The 16,652-nt window shown below is 29.1% G+C and carries 16 protein-coding genes; 1 reads left to right on the top strand and 15 read right to left on the bottom strand.

Features of this window, described 5'->3' with window-relative positions:
- Window positions 1-297 precede the first annotated feature (297 nt).
- On the top strand, window positions 298-717 hold the full coding sequence (locus tag RN605_RS13195; protein WP_313325516.1) for a helix-turn-helix domain-containing protein: 420 nt from the start codon (window positions 298-300) through the stop codon (window positions 715-717).
- Window positions 718-1,044: 327 nt separating this feature from the next.
- Here RN605_RS13195 and RN605_RS13190 read toward each other — a convergent pair whose 3' ends face one another.
- The 15 genes from RN605_RS13190 to RN605_RS13120 all read right to left on the bottom strand — a co-directional run bounded on the left by RN605_RS13190 (window position 1,045) and on the right by RN605_RS13120 (window position 16,450).
- On the bottom strand, window positions 1,045-2,202 hold the full coding sequence (locus RN605_RS13190) for a glycosyltransferase family 4 protein (protein ID WP_313325514.1): 1,158 nt from the start codon (window positions 2,200-2,202) through the stop codon (window positions 1,045-1,047).
- Window positions 2,189-3,271 (bottom strand): hypothetical protein, encoded by a 1,083-nt coding sequence (locus tag RN605_RS13185; protein ID WP_313325512.1) that lies wholly within the window; start codon window positions 3,269-3,271, stop codon window positions 2,189-2,191. Before RN605_RS13185 ends, RN605_RS13190 begins: the two co-directional genes overlap by 14 nt.
- 1 nt (window position 3,272) lies before the next feature.
- A complete protein-coding gene (locus RN605_RS13180; RefSeq protein ID WP_313325511.1) occupies window positions 3,273-4,439 on the bottom strand; it encodes a hypothetical protein in 1,167 nt (388 codons plus the stop codon).
- 135 nt (window positions 4,440-4,574) lie between these two features.
- Window positions 4,575-5,414 (bottom strand): hypothetical protein, encoded by an 840-nt coding sequence (locus RN605_RS13175; RefSeq protein ID WP_313325510.1) that lies wholly within the window; start codon window positions 5,412-5,414, stop codon window positions 4,575-4,577.
- Window positions 5,414-6,091: an HAD-IB family phosphatase gene (locus RN605_RS13170; protein ID WP_313325508.1), complete on the bottom strand. Its 678-nt coding sequence runs from the start codon at window positions 6,089-6,091 to the stop codon at window positions 5,414-5,416. The genes RN605_RS13175 and RN605_RS13170 overlap by 1 nt, the downstream gene beginning before the upstream one ends.
- On the bottom strand, window positions 6,088-7,182 hold the full coding sequence (locus RN605_RS13165) for a glycosyltransferase (RefSeq protein ID WP_313325507.1): 1,095 nt from the start codon (window positions 7,180-7,182) through the stop codon (window positions 6,088-6,090). The genes RN605_RS13170 and RN605_RS13165 overlap by 4 nt, the downstream gene beginning before the upstream one ends.
- Window positions 7,183-7,405: 223 nt before the next feature.
- The gene (locus RN605_RS13160; RefSeq protein ID WP_313325505.1) at window positions 7,406-8,314 is read right to left on the bottom strand and encodes a glycosyltransferase family 2 protein; all 909 of its coding nucleotides are present in this window, start codon (window positions 8,312-8,314) and stop codon (window positions 7,406-7,408) included.
- Window positions 8,307-9,671 (bottom strand): surface carbohydrate biosynthesis protein, encoded by a 1,365-nt coding sequence (locus tag RN605_RS13155; protein WP_313325502.1) that lies wholly within the window; start codon window positions 9,669-9,671, stop codon window positions 8,307-8,309. The genes RN605_RS13160 and RN605_RS13155 overlap by 8 nt, the downstream gene beginning before the upstream one ends.
- Window positions 9,672-9,691: 20 nt before the next feature.
- A complete protein-coding gene (locus tag RN605_RS13150) occupies window positions 9,692-10,213 on the bottom strand; it encodes a KdsC family phosphatase (protein ID WP_313325501.1) in 522 nt (173 codons plus the stop codon).
- On the bottom strand, window positions 10,210-10,815 hold the full coding sequence (locus tag RN605_RS13145; protein WP_313325500.1) for a serine O-acetyltransferase: 606 nt from the start codon (window positions 10,813-10,815) through the stop codon (window positions 10,210-10,212). The genes RN605_RS13150 and RN605_RS13145 overlap by 4 nt, the downstream gene beginning before the upstream one ends.
- Window positions 10,816-10,818: 3 nt before the next feature.
- On the bottom strand, window positions 10,819-11,874 hold the full coding sequence (locus tag RN605_RS13140; RefSeq protein ID WP_313325498.1) for an N-acetylneuraminate synthase family protein: 1,056 nt from the start codon (window positions 11,872-11,874) through the stop codon (window positions 10,819-10,821).
- A 107-nt stretch (window positions 11,875-11,981) separates the two neighbouring features.
- Window positions 11,982-12,758 (bottom strand): cytidylyltransferase domain-containing protein, encoded by a 777-nt coding sequence (locus tag RN605_RS13135; protein ID WP_313325497.1) that lies wholly within the window; start codon window positions 12,756-12,758, stop codon window positions 11,982-11,984.
- A gap of 47 nt (window positions 12,759-12,805) precedes the next feature.
- Window positions 12,806-14,236: a lipopolysaccharide biosynthesis protein gene (locus RN605_RS13130; RefSeq protein WP_313325495.1), complete on the bottom strand. Its 1,431-nt coding sequence runs from the start codon at window positions 14,234-14,236 to the stop codon at window positions 12,806-12,808.
- 91 nt (window positions 14,237-14,327) lie between these two features.
- Window positions 14,328-15,431 carry an acyltransferase family protein gene (locus RN605_RS13125; RefSeq protein WP_313325494.1) on the bottom strand — a complete coding sequence of 368 codons (1,104 nt, stop codon included), beginning with the start codon at window positions 15,429-15,431 and terminating at the stop codon, window positions 14,328-14,330.
- A 14-nt stretch (window positions 15,432-15,445) separates the two neighbouring features.
- Window positions 15,446-16,450, bottom strand: a complete 1,005-nt coding sequence (locus tag RN605_RS13120) for an NAD-dependent epimerase/dehydratase family protein (RefSeq protein ID WP_313325493.1) — start codon at window positions 16,448-16,450, stop codon at window positions 15,446-15,448.
- Between the last annotated feature and the right edge of the window lie 202 nt (window positions 16,451-16,652).

Here is a 16,652-nt window from a genome sequence, read left to right as displayed (position 1 = left end):
CTAGATAGGGAGTTCCTATATAGTTGCTATATAGTATTTATTTTATTGCCTGGTCCTTGACCCGTCCTAAAATAACTATACAGATTAGTAAATAAATTCTATTATTGTTATCTAATTACAATTTTTTATTCTAAAAAACTATACAACTCATTATTAATGATTAAAGTTCTATCGAAGTTATCATTGGGTTTGAAATAGTATTGCACTAAACTTAACTTATATTTTACTTTCCCGATTTGACTACTTTTTTTTCTGATTTGCATAGCATTATATTAAAAGATATTATTTATTTGAAATATGAATACTATAACCAAACCCCAACACATCGGCCGTAACATTAGTCGAATACGTGAGTTAAGAGGCATAAAGCAAGAAACACTAGCTATAGCTATAGGTGTGAGTCAACAAACGATTTCTAATATTGAAAACAGTAAAGATGTTGAAGAAATCAAGCTTGAACAAATCGCTAAAGAACTTGGTATCAAAGTAGAAGCAATAAAAAACTTCAGTGATGAGGCACTGTTTAATTATTTTAGCCATTTTTTTGACAATAGTACAGAACAAGTGAATTATAACAACTTCAGCTTCAATCCTCTAAACAAAATTATTGAGTTATATGAGCAATTATTACAAGCTGAGAAGAAAAAAAATGAATACTTAGAAAAGCTTCTTAACAAATATTTTAATAAAGGCCAAACTTTAGAAGACCTCTTATAACTGGAATTTTTTTATAGGATGAAAGATTCTTTAATAAAGTATGAGATTAATTTTGTTTTCGTTAAAAACTAATGGTTTCTTATGGCATTGGTTATTGAGTGAGTTGCTATGCTATCTCCATCAACATGAAAAGGTTGAGGTCAGTGTTTTATTGAAATGTAAAGCGAGTATAGTGACTTCGCATAGTTTTTTTTTAATTTATCTAAATAGATTAATGATCTTTTTCTTACTATTAAATTGAAAAAGAATCAAGCTATTGATTAAAGTTCTCGATATTTTTTTTGCTTTAAGGCAACAAAATCCACTCGAACAAATGTTAATAGTATACTAGTTGTTTAGGTTACGATTGTATTCTTCTAAAATGGCTTCCCAGACAACTTTTTGTTCGTAACGTTCTACGATTTTAGTTCTGGCGTTGGCTTTTAATTTTTCATAGTACTCACTATCTGTGTAGCATTTTTCCATTTTTTCAATGATGGCCTGTGTGTTTTTCACTGGAATGATGGTGCCGTTATCGCCTTCGATAATTATTTCGTTGCAGCCGTTGATATCCGACACGATGCAAGGTAACCCCATAGCACCCGCTTGCATTACTACATTAGGAAATCCTTCTCTGTAACTAGGGAAAACGAGCAAATTGGCTATTGCCAAATAAGGACGGATGTCGTTTTGAAAACCTGTGTTAATAATATTTGCATTGGTCTTTATCCTTTGAATGGTTTTTGATTGTAATGGATCCAAGTCGTTTTCAAAAGGACCTACTAGTAGGAGTTTGGTGTTGTTGTATTTGCTATTAATCTGTTCGAAGGCTACCACCAGTTCGTTGATTCCTTTGTCTGCTACTAGTCGGCCCACAAAAATGAATACAAAATCGGATTCTTTGATTTTTAATTTATTTTTTATTTCTGCTAATTCGTTTTTATCCATTTTTTCAGGATTAAAAAAGCTCGTGTCAATTCCATTGGAACTTCCCTGGGCTATCACTTTGAGTTTCTCTTTTGGGCAATAGTTATTTTGGATAATAATGTCAGCTAAACCTTTCGAATTTGGGTAAACTTTTGTAGCGCAACGGTAGGTTACTTTTTCCACCTGGTCGAGTACTTTTCTTTTTACTCCCTTTGTTTCCACTAAAGGCAAGCCTGCAACCGTGTGCAACCTGAATGGTACTCTTGCCAGTTTAGCCGCCAGCATCCCTACTATCCCTGCTTTTGGTGTGTGCGTGTGTACAATTTTGGGTTTTGCTTTTTTTAAATACTTAACTAGTTTAATAACTGCCATTATGTCTTTGAGTGGCGTTATTTTTCGTGTCATTTCCAGATGGAATGTATTTACCCCTTCTTTTTCTCCTACTTTTTCTAAATATTCTTTCTCAGCCGAAACGGCCGTTACTTCAAAAAAAGCACTCATGAACCGGAGTTGGCCCGAAAGTAACTTGTCCAGTGATAATGGTACTGTTGTTAATCGTATGAGCTTAGGTTTCTGCATTTGTTTTTTGTTTGCTTATTTCTATAGCCTGACTTATGATGAAGAGTACCGCTATCCAAAGAAAAGGTTGGTACATCATTTTTGTTCTCATAAAAATACCCAAATTCGCATATCTTTCTATGTAAATCATGCTTGTTATTATTGAAAATGCAAGTGCTATTTTGCTCCACTGAGGCCATTGTATTTTATTATACTGTTTTATTACATAATACAGTGTTCCTATGACTGTCAACAAAAATAACGCATTTTCGAGACTTGCCCCGTATCCTAATATTGTAGCTGTATCGAAAAAAAGTGGACGGAAATTGAATGAAAACAACTTGTACCCATAATTGTAATCCAACATTGGCACATAGGAACCTGAGTTTTTAAACGATAGGATTGAATATTCGTTGAAATAGTTTATTCGACTCCAATTCCAAATTTTTATCCCTGAAAGTTGTAGCATCATGTATACTAAACCTAACGTTCCTATCAACAAGAGGAAACCGTATTTTGCTCTTCTTTTAAAAGCAATTCTTTTATCAAAAATGAACACCATTCCTACTGCCACTAAGAGCATGAATGCCACATGCGGACGGATTATGACTGCTAAAAGCATTCCCATTATTGTTGCAAGTGTGAAAAATTTTTTGGTTGCTATTCCATAAAAAACATTTGCTAAACCCCAAAAAATCAATGCTTCTTTTCCTAGTGAAGCTGTCCAAAAATGCAGGTTAGGCAATAAAGCTACACACCAAACTGCATTTATTTTTCCATATCTCAACCTATTTTCCGTTACTATTTCTGCCCATTCTATCCATTTTAGAATTCCTAAAAAACCTATGGTTCCATATACTAGAAATCCAAACCAAAAAGGTAATCCCAACTTTACTAAGGGATAATTAAAAAACAAGATGGTATCCGTACCGTAATGGGCAAAATCTAACCAGGATTTATCTGTAGTGTAACTGCTATTTAACCAATACAGATTTGCATCACTACCGAACTTGTTTGCATACTGATAAGCCAACAGTATAAAAACTAAATGGTACAAAAAAAGAACACTACTAAACTTTTTTTGAGTCATTCTATTTTCTTTTTCTTTTAGCTGCTAGTTGTTGTTGTTTATATGAAAAAGACCAAAGCATGAAAATTAATAAACCAGGTAGAAACATATTACGCATTCGAATCATAATTCCAATATTTCCTAATGATTGTGAGAAAGCCAGCACTCCAATTATCAGGAAATAGACCATTCCCTGAATTACAAAAGGTGCTTTTCTGAAGGTTTCCAATGGTTTGTTTCTCAACACCCTTATCGATAATATCAACAATACTAAATTTTCAAATGATGCAATAATTGCTGGTATACTAGTGCCATCTATAAAAAAAGGTCTGTATAAAAAACTAAATACTTTTAATGGAAATGGATATGCGCTTATGTCGATTGCGGAACCCACATTAGACCTGCTCAACAAAGTAGATTTTTCTTTTGAGAATTCATCAAAACTTTGAATTGTATTATCTTCAATTTTCACAAACTCCATAACAATTGGTAGAATAGCAATACCTAAGCCTATTAAAATAATAGAATAAACAATTCTTTTTATTCCAATATCATTCCTATTAAAAAAGTAAGCTAATCCAAAACTAAAAACTAGAAAAAAAGTAATGTGAGGTCTAATTAAAAAAGAAAGAAAAAGAGAAAATATTAGTAATGGTAGTCTTTTTGAAATATGTTGAAAACCATAGCAAAACATACCTATACATAAAAACAATATTGCATCTTTACCAATACCTGATGACCAAAAGTGTAAACTTGGCATAAAAAACACTAATGGGAATAAGTAATATTTTTTTAATTTTGAGTTGTATGGCACTACTTTAAATGTTAGTAAATAAAAGAAAACCAATCCAAAAAATCCAATTAAACTAAAAAAAAGTGTATTAGTAAAAAAACTTAAATCTAATATTTTTGATGGAAAATAATTAATTGCATTCATAAATCCAGTTCCTTTTGACTCTAATAAATCAAACCAAAAGTCACTAGAATCCATAGCCTTTGCTCTTTTCCAATACCCCCAAGCATCACCTCCTCCATTTCTTGTGTATAAGTAAAACAAAATAGAAGATAATAAATGAAAAAACCATAATTTATTCAAAATGTATAGTTCCTGCTTTGGTATTTGATTTCTAAATAAATTGATGAAACTTAAACCCAACAAAACAATAAGGATTAATATAATCGTATCCATAAACTAAATTTATCAATTTTAAAAAAGAAATACAAATAATTAACTTATGCACAATGGAAGTAATTTTATTTTATAATTCTAATTAATAGACTAAAACTTGTAATTAATATAATTTTATGTTTTTTTAATAAAGAACTAATTTTTATGTGCAGAAGAGTTTGTTCTTTTATATAATCCTAGATTAATTGCAACAATATTTAATATTCTAAAAATAAAAAAATATCCAAAAGAAAATAGAAAAACTAACAAATTCTCATTGACTAACAAAAAAAACAAACTTATACTCAGTGCTAAACCAATAAAGTAATACTTTACCCTAAAAGCATCAATATTACCTACTAATTTAATTATTTTAGTAAATTTATATTTAACCTTAGCAGCATGTTCAATTGTTCTTAAAAAGGGAAAAGTAAAAAAAACAGCAAAATATAAATTAGGCAAGTAAACTATTGACTGAGAAAATAAATAGAAAAGACTTAAATATTTAGTGGTACTCAATACTATATAAGTTACAACATTCCATCGATTTCTTATGGAATTATGAAGGTGGAAAAAGAAACGAGCTAACACTATACATACTATAAAGCCAAAAACGTTTAAGTTGTTTATGTTTTTTTTTGAAAAATAAAACAATAATAACAAAATTAAACTTGCTATCAGTATGCGAATAATTTGAATTTTATTAAAATTATTTTGAACCCAATCTATCTCATTACTCTTCATTCTCAACGTAGGATTTGTTTCATTTTTTATAGTGATTGCATCATTTTCAAGATACCCAATTTCATAAACCGATAACCAAGCTATCCATGAGGTTATAAATGCTATAAGTAGTGCGGTGAAATTTATATCAGAGAAAATAAAAAGAGTGGTAAATATATATAAAGGATAAATTACTATAAGTGAAAACACTTCAGACTTTCTTTTTAAACGGGAATATAACAAATAGTATCCGGGTATATAAAATGATATCATTATTTTAAAATATATTTAGCTGAACTACTATTTATATGAGAATTCCAGTATTTTTTTTTGTCTTTCTCAAAACAAACAACTATAGGTTCATTCACTTGTAACAACAAGTTAATATCCTCTTTATTATCGGAGTAAAAGTAAACATAATTATCTTGGTAATTTCTGAAATTCTTTTCAAAAAAAGCTTTTTTTTGTCCTTCCATGTCAAACTCCAACTTACCATTATAAACTCCATTTGTTATGCCTAATTTTGTTGCATAAAATCCATCAACCTTTAAATTTCTCGCAATAGCACCAACCACTGAATCAATTGATGCAGAAATTAAAAAAATTTTATGCTTTTTTTGTAGGTGTAATTTAAGCTCATCGTGAATTACTTGATTTATTTTTAAATTCAGTATCTCTTTTACAAAAACATCAGCTTCTTTCTCTACAAAATTCACATTATAATTTTTCAAAAATGACAGGAACACTCTTCTGTTAAAATGATTATTTCCTTTCATGATTATCGATAATTTCCAAAAAGGTTTAAATAGTACTGATTTTAAAATTAAATATTTGTAATACCTTAAACGTGCATTTCGTTTTAGAAAAAAAGAAATGAAATCATACGTAGTATTAGAATGATATAATGTCCCACAAACATCAAATAGAGCAATTTCATTTTTCATTTTCATTCTATATTGTTTTTTAAAACTTTAACATATTGTTTAAAGATAGTTTCCATATTAAAAAGGACCTTAGCATCATTGGCAATATTTTTATTATCAAATTTATCTGATTCATTTATGCCTTTCTCCATTATTGAAGCTAAATCTTCAGCGTCATTTACATTACATAGAAATCCATTTTTGCCCTCTACAAGTACCTCGGCGTTTCCTCCCGGACAATTTGTGGCAATTACTGGTGTGCCTAAACATAAACTCTCAATAATAACATTGGAAAAACCTTCATAAAGTGAAGAAGAAACTAGATACTTAGCTTCTTTCATATAAGGATATGGATTTGGTAGGAAACCTATTAAGTGCACACAATCCTCTAAATTCAACACCTTTATTTTCTCCTGCAAATCTTTCTTTAAAGGTCCTTCTCCTATTATACCTAATTTGAACTTAATATTTCTTTCTTTTAAAATCACACAACTTTTTAGTAATGTTTCATAATCTTTTTGTGGATTTAGTCTGCCAACAGAGATAAAAGTATATGTTTCTTTTACTTCTTCAAAAATTAATTTTTCTATTCTATCAATTTGAACTGGATTATAGATATAATTGTATTTTTTTGGTTGCATACCCGTTTCAAAAATAAAGTCCTCTACCATGTATTTACATTGAAATAAAATGTGGTCTGAGTTTTTTGCGATTATTTTATTAGCCAACAAATATAATGCTCTCTTTATTCTATTATCGATTAACATTTTTTCAGCTCCAATCGTATTACCAATTCTATTGATAAAAATAATTTTTGAAGAAACAAAATTTTTAGCAATACTAGCTGCTAATGCAGAACCTAAAGTGCTGAAAACAACTTTAGGATGGTGTTTTTTACAAAATCTTATTAAAGGTCGGATTGATCTGGTTGCATTGGAAGCTTCCAAACTATATATTGGTATTGTAGATGGTATTTCAGCCAATAAAGGTCCTTCTTTTTTACCTAGCAAGAGGACAACACTTTCCTCTGGAAAAGCTAAATGGTATTTAAGTAATACATTCAGCATTACACGCTCAGCCCCACCAGCTCTTAAATCGGGTAGAAAAAAAACAATCATTAATTTATTTTTTATTTTTCGGTATACAAATCTGACTATTAAATCTATTTTGTTTAAACTAGTATTATAGTATGAATATTTATTAATTTCTCATGTTTTAAATAATTATTAATTCAAACGATAATAAAATTTTAACTAAACGATACCTTTTTACATTACTTGATAATATATATATGCTTTCTAAGCAATAATTTTAACTATTAAGAAATTTAGACTATAATTTTCAAACAACATTTCTTATTTTTTTATAAATTTTATCGCCTAATACAGCAAGTATGGCTTTAATTAAGATAGAAACTCGTTTAGGATTATTTATGTAAGCATTCAACAGGGTTTTAAATGCCTTTTGTCGCTTATTGTTAACTGCATATAATTCCCCTAATCGTTCTTGAATTTCACTCCAACGAGCTTTTGGTTTTTTTAATTCATCATTAAATTTGTCTATAAAACGAACCATATATAAAAGTTTATCAGCATGAATTTTACTCATCGTATTCGGATGAATATAATATTTCATAATTATATCAGAAACATATTCAACTTCATAATATTTTGCAATACGATAATAAAATTCGATATCTTCTCTTGAACGAAATGATCCATCAAATCCATTTACTTTTACAACTGCTTCTTTTCTACACATTACCATAGAAGGTGGACCAATGTGGTTTAAACCTAATACAGTTTGTAAATCTCCAGCATGTTTAGGGCGAATGATTCTCTCTGTATTTGAATCTGTTTCAAATCGGATAAAGCTGCCATAAACTAATCCTACATTAGAGTTATTGTTCAAAAAACAATCTACTTGTAATCTTGTCTTATCTGGCAAAAATTCATCATCATCATCTAAAAACGCAATAAATTCACCGTTAGCATGACTTATTCCTGTATTTCTGGCTGCTGGTAGTCCTTTATTAAAATCATGTTTATAATATTGTATAAGGTTTTTTTCAATGTAGGATTTTATATTTTCAGCAGTTGCCAATCTAAATTCATTATCTCCGTCATTATCATCTACAACAATAATTTCAATTGGGCTATACGTTTGTTTTAAAACTGACTCCAAAGCACGAATTAAAAAATCGGAGCGTTTGTATGTTGGAATAATTACAGAAACTAACGGATTATTCATTCTCAATTTGAATTAAATAAGGATTATGAATTTTAACTTCTACCTTTTTGTGTATTATTTTAGACACTAAATTGAATTTTTCTTCCACCTTTCTTTTATCAAATCCATAAAACTTTATTTTATGATATTCTATTTCTTTTCTTTTCGAAACTTTAAAAATAGTGTAGAGGAAAAACTTAATTTTTCTTGAAAAGAACGTTTTCCAAATATAAAATGCAGAAGGCGAGATTTGCTTTGTAAGCTCTTTTTTTGCTATTTCTATTTTAACTTCCTTCACAAAAGCATCATAACTATCATTTTCAAAGTTAAACATTAAATTTTTTACTACATCAGCTACGGAATCTGGATTATTGACTAATTTTCCTTCCCTGATGTCATCAATGTATTTAAATACCTGGTCGATAGTTACTGCTCTTACTCCCATTTGATTGGGTAACCAAATGTCAAATTCTTCTTTTAATTCTATTTTATAATTAATTACTGGTTTTGATGCTAACGTTGCCTCCAAAGCTGTAGTACAACCGTCATGAATAATAGCCATGGAAGCTAAAATCCAAGGCGTAACGGCACCCTGATGTTTAACAATAATGTTTGATACTCCCTTAAATACCTGTTTATAATACTCATGATTTTCTGAAGGATGTGGTCTGTAAACAAAATTAAGTTCTGGAAACTTCACTGCTAGCTCATGTGTTAATTCCACCATAGAAACCAATTGTTTGGAGTTATAAGTATAGTATTTAACTCTTTTCATCCTACTGTTAATGTCTTCTACTTTATAACCGCCATTATTTGAAAACAAGTATTTTTCACCTAAACCGTGATTGGCTAAATAATTTCCGTTAATTAATATAAAATCATTGAATTCGCTTTTTATTTTGTCTATTTCTTCTTTGAATAAAAGATTCCATTTGGGTTTGTACAAATCAAATCTAGGGTGACCTGTTGTAACCATCTTAAGAGAATTATTCCTCATTTCATCAAACTCTTTTTGAAAATCTCCCCATTGTAAAACAAGGTCATTTTTGTCAAAATATTTTAAAGAATATTGTTCTTGAATGATTCTTTTCCAGTCCTCTTCTTGTCCTGGAAACACTGCACCTTCCTCATGGATGTATATCACATCAATTTTATTGTCTTTTAATCTTTTGTAAATTTCACCATTTTCTAGCTCGGCTCTTTTATGAAAAATATTTTTACCAATATAGATGCCTCCTTGCATTTTTGGTAGTAAAGACATCAAAAAATCATGCTGCCCTATGTAAATTTTATTTTTTTTATCAGCCAATAATGAGGCTAAAACAATTTTAAAATCTAATTCTCTATTTATAGTTTCAATAGGTAAAAGTATATTCATTTTTTAATCTAATTGGTGTATTAAACCGGTTTTTCAAAACCCTTTACAGCTTCATTAATTACTATTTCTAACATATTGTTTTCTGCTAAAATATGCTCCACAAAATCTCGAAAGGCACCTTTACCTCCTTTTAATTTCGTTATGTAATGCACTCGTTTTTTTATGTATACTGCTGCGTTTTTTGGGGCTGCACTAAAACCCACTAATTCTAATAGTTTGACATCATTTATATCGTCGCCAATAAAAGCACAATCTTCAAAAGAAATTTGTAAATCTGTTGTTAGTTTTTGAACAATTGCTACCTTATCTTTTACTCCTTGAAAAAGATGCTCAATTTTTAGTTTATCCGCTCTTTTTTTTACAATTTGGGTATCTTCACCTGTAATAATCACCACTGGAATTTTTAGAATCTTTGCATATAAAACACCAGCGCTATCATAGGTGTTGAATTTTTTTAATTCATTTCCATGCTGGTCGTAATACATCCCTCCATCTGTCCAAACACCGTCAATATCTGTAATAATTAATTTTGGTAATTTCATTTCTTTTTATAAATTTTTCCTGGTATTCCTACCACAGAAGAGTTTTCAGGCACATCAATTAAACAAACGCTGTTGGCCCCAATTATTGAATTGTTACCACATACAATAGCTCCTAAGATTTTTGCTCCTGCATAAACAATTACATTATTCTTTAAAACAGGTCTGCCTCCAGCTTTATCGCCTAGTGTAACGTTCTGATGTATCAGTGCATTTTCACCAATAATTACCCTAGCTCCAATCACGGTTCCTAATCCATGATTCACTTTGAGTCCTTTGCCAATATCTGAAGAAAAATAAATTTCAAAACCTGAAATTAATCTTCCTAAATTACTGTAATGAATCGCTATGTTATCTTTCCCTATTTTGTGATATTGATTGGCTATTCTGTAAAGCAGAATACCAATCAGCTCAATTCTCAAAAAAATATTTTGAATTTTTAAATCATAATTATTATAATATCTAAAATAGTCGAATTTAAAAATCTCTATACATTTATTGTACAATTCAAAATCATCAAAAGTAAGCTCTGTTTCGATAGTAAAATAATATTTTTCAAATAATTCTTTTATTATTTTACCACATTCATTTTCATCAAATATCATAAACTACTCTATTAATTTGGGATAAATAAGCTCATTTACAGGTATATTCTTCTTCACTTTTTTTCCAATTATTTCATTTTTTTGACTCCATTTGAAACCATCTCCAGGGCTCAATAAGTGTAAGTGTTCTTCTTTTATAATATCGCCTTCTTTTAATTCAATATTAGTAGCTATTGAACGCTCCAGTTTATTTTTTGCGTTAATAACATTTTTTTCAATATAAATATCTTCTACACCTAGAGAACGCTCTGTAACTCTTATATCTCTTAACATACGGTATACTCCGTCTGGACCTAAAGAACCTGCTTGATCTGTTCCTTTCATATTTCGATCAATCGTAATGTGTTTTTCAATTATTTGGGCTCCCATACCCACAGCGACTACTGGTGCTGAAATACCAATAGTGTGGTCTGAAAATCCAATAACGTACTGGCTATAATTTTTTTTCAAATAGGTGATGGTATTTAAATTGACATTATCCGGATGGGTTGGGTATTCCGAAACACAATGTAAAATTCCTATGTTATTGTGGTAATGACCGATAGTGTTTAGCGCATCGTCCAATTCCTTTCTACCTGCCATCCCTGTAGAAACAATAATAGGAATTTTAGTTTCTGCCATTGCAGAAAGCAAAGGTAAATTTGTTAAATCTCTACTTGCCACTTTTAGATAGTCTGGAGTGAACAACTTTAAAAGCGACAAACATCCCTTTGAACACAATGTTTCCACAAAGTCTAATCCCTTTGACTTGGAATACTTATAAACCTCAAAATGTTCCTCATCATTTAGTTCAAGAAACTCTCTGTGTTCACCATATGTTTTCCCAAATGAGTTAGGGGAATCGTAAATTCTATTCATTTGCGAATCTGTAAGTTCCTCCTTCAAATCTCTTTTCGTCAATTTAACAGCATTCATTGGTTTTAGTTCCAAATTAAACTCCTTTTCAATGACTGGTCTTGAAACTAATTCAACTATTAATTTTGCAATATCCACTGAACCGTTATGATTTTGACCAATTTCTCCTATGATGTATACCCCATTTTTATTAATTCCATTCATTTCAAACATTTTATGAGTTTATTTTATATTTTAATTTCCACACTTCCTTTTTTCATCAAACAATAAAACCAGATTGGTTTTTCCTATCATTGGATTTAACCAAAGAATCATTTAGAGTTGTTATTTATTTCAGTAATCATTTTTTGTTTAAATATAGTGTTCTGATCTACATAACTAATAATTTTCTCCAAGGAAGGTATTCTTTTGTATTCAAAATATAATTGCTTGTACAATTCTTTTAGATTATTATAATCCTCCATAGTATCCATAGTCATTCTGATATCCTTTCTTTGATTCAAGCTTTCCATAGTATTAATCCATTTAATTTTAAATAAATTTGGGTTTTCATAAATGAAATTGGTTACGTGTTCATGATAAAACTTATCATTTGTAAGCGAAGCTACTTTTTTTAGTGCTTCAATTCTCGTAAATTCCACCCAAAACCCAAAATGCGTTTTTATACTTGGAATGCCATTAATTTGAAAACTTATATAATCATAATCTTCATGTTCGTTTACAAGTGTAAGTATACGCTCTAATTCATTTACATCTAAAAAAGGATTGTCTGCACAAACTCTTATTATTTTATCGACACCAAATGTTTCTGCTGCGCCAACAAAACGAGCTAATACGTCTTCTTCACTTCCTTTGTAAACAAGAAGTCCATTATTTTGAGCAATTTCTGCTAATTGATTGTCTCTATGATTTGTAGAAGTTGCTAAAATTATTTTATACCTATTTGAGTTGTTGAACTGATTTATTTTTTCAATTAAGAGCTCCAAAATCCCTTTGTTATCATAGAAGGGTAACATCATCTTATTTGGCAATCTGGAGGAGCCCATTCTTGCTTGAATTATAAACGCTGTAGATTTAACATTACTCATAATCAGAACTAAAAATACTTTATAAAGACTAAATATTACTTTAAAAATCAAACAAATTTTATCATTTTAATTAAATTGAATTCTTTTACTCTCAATCCAAATAAATAACCTGAAACTGAATACAAGACTATAAAAAAAATAATTTTAAAAACATTTTGTATTTCATACAAATATACTCTTGAAAATTCACTTATCATAAACCCCGTGATGTAATACCATACAAATAAAAAAAATATTAGTTTCATTTCTTTTTTAAATTGAAATTCAATTAGTTTACTGCAATAAAACAAATACACTATACCCATAATGCTATTTATGATTACCACCATCCAAAGTATTTGTTGGAAATGAGCGAAAGTGGCTAAAAATATTATTAGTGTCAACACTACAATTTTCCAAATCATTTCTAATTTTAATATGAATCCAGGTTTTCCCTTTGCCTTAAAAATACTAACAACTTGTGTGTTTATAGGAGAGAAAAGACTTCCGACTGCTGCTATCTTTACAAAAGGAACTGCTTCTATCCATTTTGGTCCCAACAAAATTGTTATTATTTCCAAACCGTTGAAAAAAAGTATTCCATTTATCAGTACCATTAAAAATGTCAATCTCCTCACATTAAATAAAAACATTTTTTTTAGAAGTCTATTGTGCTCCTGAATTTTTATCATTGTTGGATAAAGACCTTTAGAAAAAGTTGTATCAATCATTTCAATTGGTACCCCTTGCAAACTTTTTGTTTTAGTAAATAAACCTAACTCGCTTACCTTGAAATAATATCCATACACTAAATTAAGAGATTGTACATAAACTCTGCTAATATATGATACTGCCAATATTTTTAAACCAAAACTATATAAAACTCGAAGAGATGGAATACTAAATTTAAACTCAGGTTTGTATCGAATGGAATACATTAGTAATATTGCATAAATACCTACGTTAACCAATTGCTGAATTATTAATGACATGATTCCGTAACCCATAAATGCCATATAGATTCCAACAAAAAAACTTATTAAAGACGCTGGTATCCTAGCAACCGTAATTTTTTTCAAATTAAGTTCCTTAGTTGCTTTAACTATTTGAATAATACCAAATGATTCAATTATTAATGATAAGGCTTGTATTCTGATGTAAAAAGCTAAGTTCTGATAAGTATAAAATTCTTCAATAAACGGGGCAAGAAAAAACAAGAGTACATAAAAAAAGATTCCCTTGAAAATGTTCAACCAAAACATTGTCGAAAAATCAATATTTGTGGCGTCTTTTTTTTGAATTAAAGCTTCTTTAAGCCCTCCATCAATAAATAATACGGTTAATAAATAGAACACATTGATAATAGCTAGCAACCCGAAATCAGAAGGCGATAATAAACGTGCTAAAATAATACTTAATATAAAGCTGATTAACTTTAAACTAATTGTCTCAATAAAAGACCATTTAACATTTTTTTTTGTCGCGCTATTTAAACTCAAAATATTATGCTATTAAATTCATTTAGAAAATTTTAAAAAATTTGATGTTATAATATTCATTATAATAATTAAACATAAACATTAATGCCATTTATGGCTTTGATGATGAACTATTAACTATAACAAACTTCTTTTTTAAATTCATAAAGAATTTTTCAAAATATCTAAAAGACAAATCTGAAATGATAATTGTTAAAAGAAGAACCAAAAAATAAATTATAAAATAGTTTATTATTAATTTATTTTTAAAAAAAATAAATTTAGATAATAAAAAAATCAACAAAGGATGTATAATATAAATACCGTAAGAAATTTTTCCAAGATAATCAAAAAACTTATTTTCTAAATTAATAATTCTATTTGTAATTTTTATTTGCCCAATTATTAGAATTAAGGCAACAAAACTAATAATCTCTTGATCAATAACTGAGGCAATATGAAAACTATTTACTGCAGATAATAAAATCACAAGCCAAGCTAATGATTGAATTATTTTATTATTAAAAAGTTTTAGAAAATAATTATTTTTTTTAAAAAATAAAATAGCACCAAGACCACCTATAATCATTGATTGAAATCTTGTAATATGTAAAAATCTTTCTAATATAGAATTAGAAAAAAAAACATGAAGACAAAGTTTTAGACCAATTAAAAAAATTATTGATGTTGCACAAAAAATTACTAAATATTTATCCAATTTTTTTATAATCCAAGGCCAAAACAAATAAAACTGTTCTTCTACTCCCAAAGACCAATAATGAGTTAACAATAATAATCCAGGCCTAAAAAAAGCAACAATATTCGCAGAAAAAAACATATAAAATAATAATGAATTAATATCAACACTAAGCCCATAAATAATCATTACTAATATAACTATAAATATATATAAGTAGTATAGTGGCCAGATACGCAACAATCTTCTCATATAAAACTTTTTAATACTTATTGAACTTACTTTTTTTTCAGCTAATAATAAATAGGTAATCAAAAAACCACTTAAACAAAAAAACATACTTACTCCATAGGGTGCAAGACTTAAAACCATTGGTTTTCCAAAATTAGAAACACCTAAAATATAAGGATTTAAATTGAATGATTTAAGGGCTACTGTTGTATGGGATATAACCACAGCAATTGCTGCAATTGCTCTTAAACCATTAAGTCCCGAAAAATATATAGGTTTGTCACTCATACAATTGACCGTAATTACTGATTATAATATTTTCTATACCACATAACAAACTCCTTAATTCCCTCTTGAATATTTGTTTTTGGTCTGTAATCAAAATCATTCTTTAGTCCTTCAACATCAGCCCAAGTACTCCTTACGTCTCCGGGTTGCATTGGACACATCTTTTTGATTGCTTCTTTTCCAATGCCTTTTTCTATCTCTAAAATAAAATCTAATAGTTTTATGGGGTGACTATTTCCTATATTGTAGAGCGAATAGTTATTTTTTTCTTTTGTTTGGGTTAATGTTGCTATAATTCCATTTACAATATCCTCAATATATGTAAAATCTCGATATAATTCACCGTTGTTGAACACCTGAATTGGTTTATTATTAATAATTGCATCTGTAAACAAAAACATAGCCATATCTGGTCTTCCCCATGGCCCATAAACTGTAAAAAACCGCAGTCCAATGGTTTGAATTTTGAAAAGATGGCTGTAAGTATGTGCCATTAATTCATTAGTTTTTTTTGTAGCTGCATATAAACTGATGGGTGCATCAACATTGTCTGTTACCTCAAAAGGAACTTTGTCGCTATTGCCGTATACACTTGAACTGCTTGCATACACCAACTTCTTTACGTCGTTATGTCGCATACACTCCAATAAATTCATAAACCCAACAATATTACTTTCTACGTACACCATAGGATCTTCAATGCTGTAACGAACGCCTGCCTGTGCTGCTAAATTACAGACCACATCAAAACTGTATTGTTTGAATAGCAGTGGTAAATGTACCTGGTCTTCTAAATTTAACTTTATGAAATGAAAGTTATCTCCGTGAATTTTACTTTTTGAAATTTTGTGCTCGAAAATATCCGTTACCCCTAATTGGTTTAATCTGGCCATTTTCAGGTTTATATCGTAGTATCCATTTATATTGTCGAGTCCAACAATTTTGTGTCCTTGCTTTATCAATTTTTCACACAAATGGTATCCAATAAATCCAGCAGCACCCGTAACTAAAATAGTCATTGTAGTAATATTTAAATTAATTACTCTAAGATTTTTTAAAAAATGAGTAATTTTAATTCAAAGCAAATATAAAATAAATAAAAGTCTAATTTTAGAGAAATCATTAAAATTACAATTCCACTCTGACTAAAGACTGTTTTCTGAAAATTACTTTTATTCCCGTATTCATTATAAAAAAAAGACCTCTCAATTGTGAGAGGCC

This window comes from Flavobacterium sp. PMTSA4, from assembly GCF_032098525.1.
In the GTDB taxonomy this organism is placed as follows: Bacteria; Bacteroidota; Bacteroidia; order Flavobacteriales; family Flavobacteriaceae; genus Flavobacterium; species Flavobacterium capsici.
This window is presented reverse-complemented; position numbering and strand designations above follow the sequence as displayed.

What these genes read in the sequence shown, in the direction of transcription:
- RN605_RS13195 (WP_313325516.1), top strand. Translation starts at nt 298, where the DNA reads ATGAATACTATAACCAAACCCCAACACATCGGCCGTAACATTAGTCGA.
- RN605_RS13190 (WP_313325514.1), bottom strand. Translation starts at nt 2,202, where the DNA reads ATGCAGAAACCTAAGCTCATACGATTAACAACAGTACCATTATCACTG.
- RN605_RS13185 (WP_313325512.1), bottom strand. Translation starts at nt 3,271, where the DNA reads ATGACTCAAAAAAAGTTTAGTAGTGTTCTTTTTTTGTACCATTTAGTT.
- RN605_RS13180 (WP_313325511.1), bottom strand. Translation starts at nt 4,439, where the DNA reads ATGGATACGATTATATTAATCCTTATTGTTTTGTTGGGTTTAAGTTTC.
- RN605_RS13175 (WP_313325510.1), bottom strand. Translation starts at nt 5,414, where the DNA reads ATGATATCATTTTATATACCCGGATACTATTTGTTATATTCCCGTTTA.
- RN605_RS13170 (WP_313325508.1), bottom strand. Translation starts at nt 6,091, where the DNA reads ATGAAAATGAAAAATGAAATTGCTCTATTTGATGTTTGTGGGACATTA.
- RN605_RS13165 (WP_313325507.1), bottom strand. Translation starts at nt 7,182, where the DNA reads ATGATTGTTTTTTTTCTACCCGATTTAAGAGCTGGTGGGGCTGAGCGT.
- RN605_RS13160 (WP_313325505.1), bottom strand. Translation starts at nt 8,314, where the DNA reads ATGAATAATCCGTTAGTTTCTGTAATTATTCCAACATACAAACGCTCC.
- RN605_RS13155 (WP_313325502.1), bottom strand. Translation starts at nt 9,671, where the DNA reads ATGAATATACTTTTACCTATTGAAACTATAAATAGAGAATTAGATTTT.
- RN605_RS13150 (WP_313325501.1), bottom strand. Translation starts at nt 10,213, where the DNA reads ATGAAATTACCAAAATTAATTATTACAGATATTGACGGTGTTTGGACA.
- RN605_RS13145 (WP_313325500.1), bottom strand. Translation starts at nt 10,815, where the DNA reads ATGATATTTGATGAAAATGAATGTGGTAAAATAATAAAAGAATTATTT.
- RN605_RS13140 (WP_313325498.1), bottom strand. Translation starts at nt 11,874, where the DNA reads ATGAATGGAATTAATAAAAATGGGGTATACATCATAGGAGAAATTGGT.
- RN605_RS13135 (WP_313325497.1), bottom strand. Translation starts at nt 12,758, where the DNA reads ATGAGTAATGTTAAATCTACAGCGTTTATAATTCAAGCAAGAATGGGC.
- RN605_RS13125 (WP_313325494.1), bottom strand. Translation starts at nt 15,431, where the DNA reads ATGAGTGACAAACCTATATATTTTTCGGGACTTAATGGTTTAAGAGCA.
- RN605_RS13120 (WP_313325493.1), bottom strand. Translation starts at nt 16,450, where the DNA reads ATGACTATTTTAGTTACGGGTGCTGCTGGATTTATTGGATACCATTTG.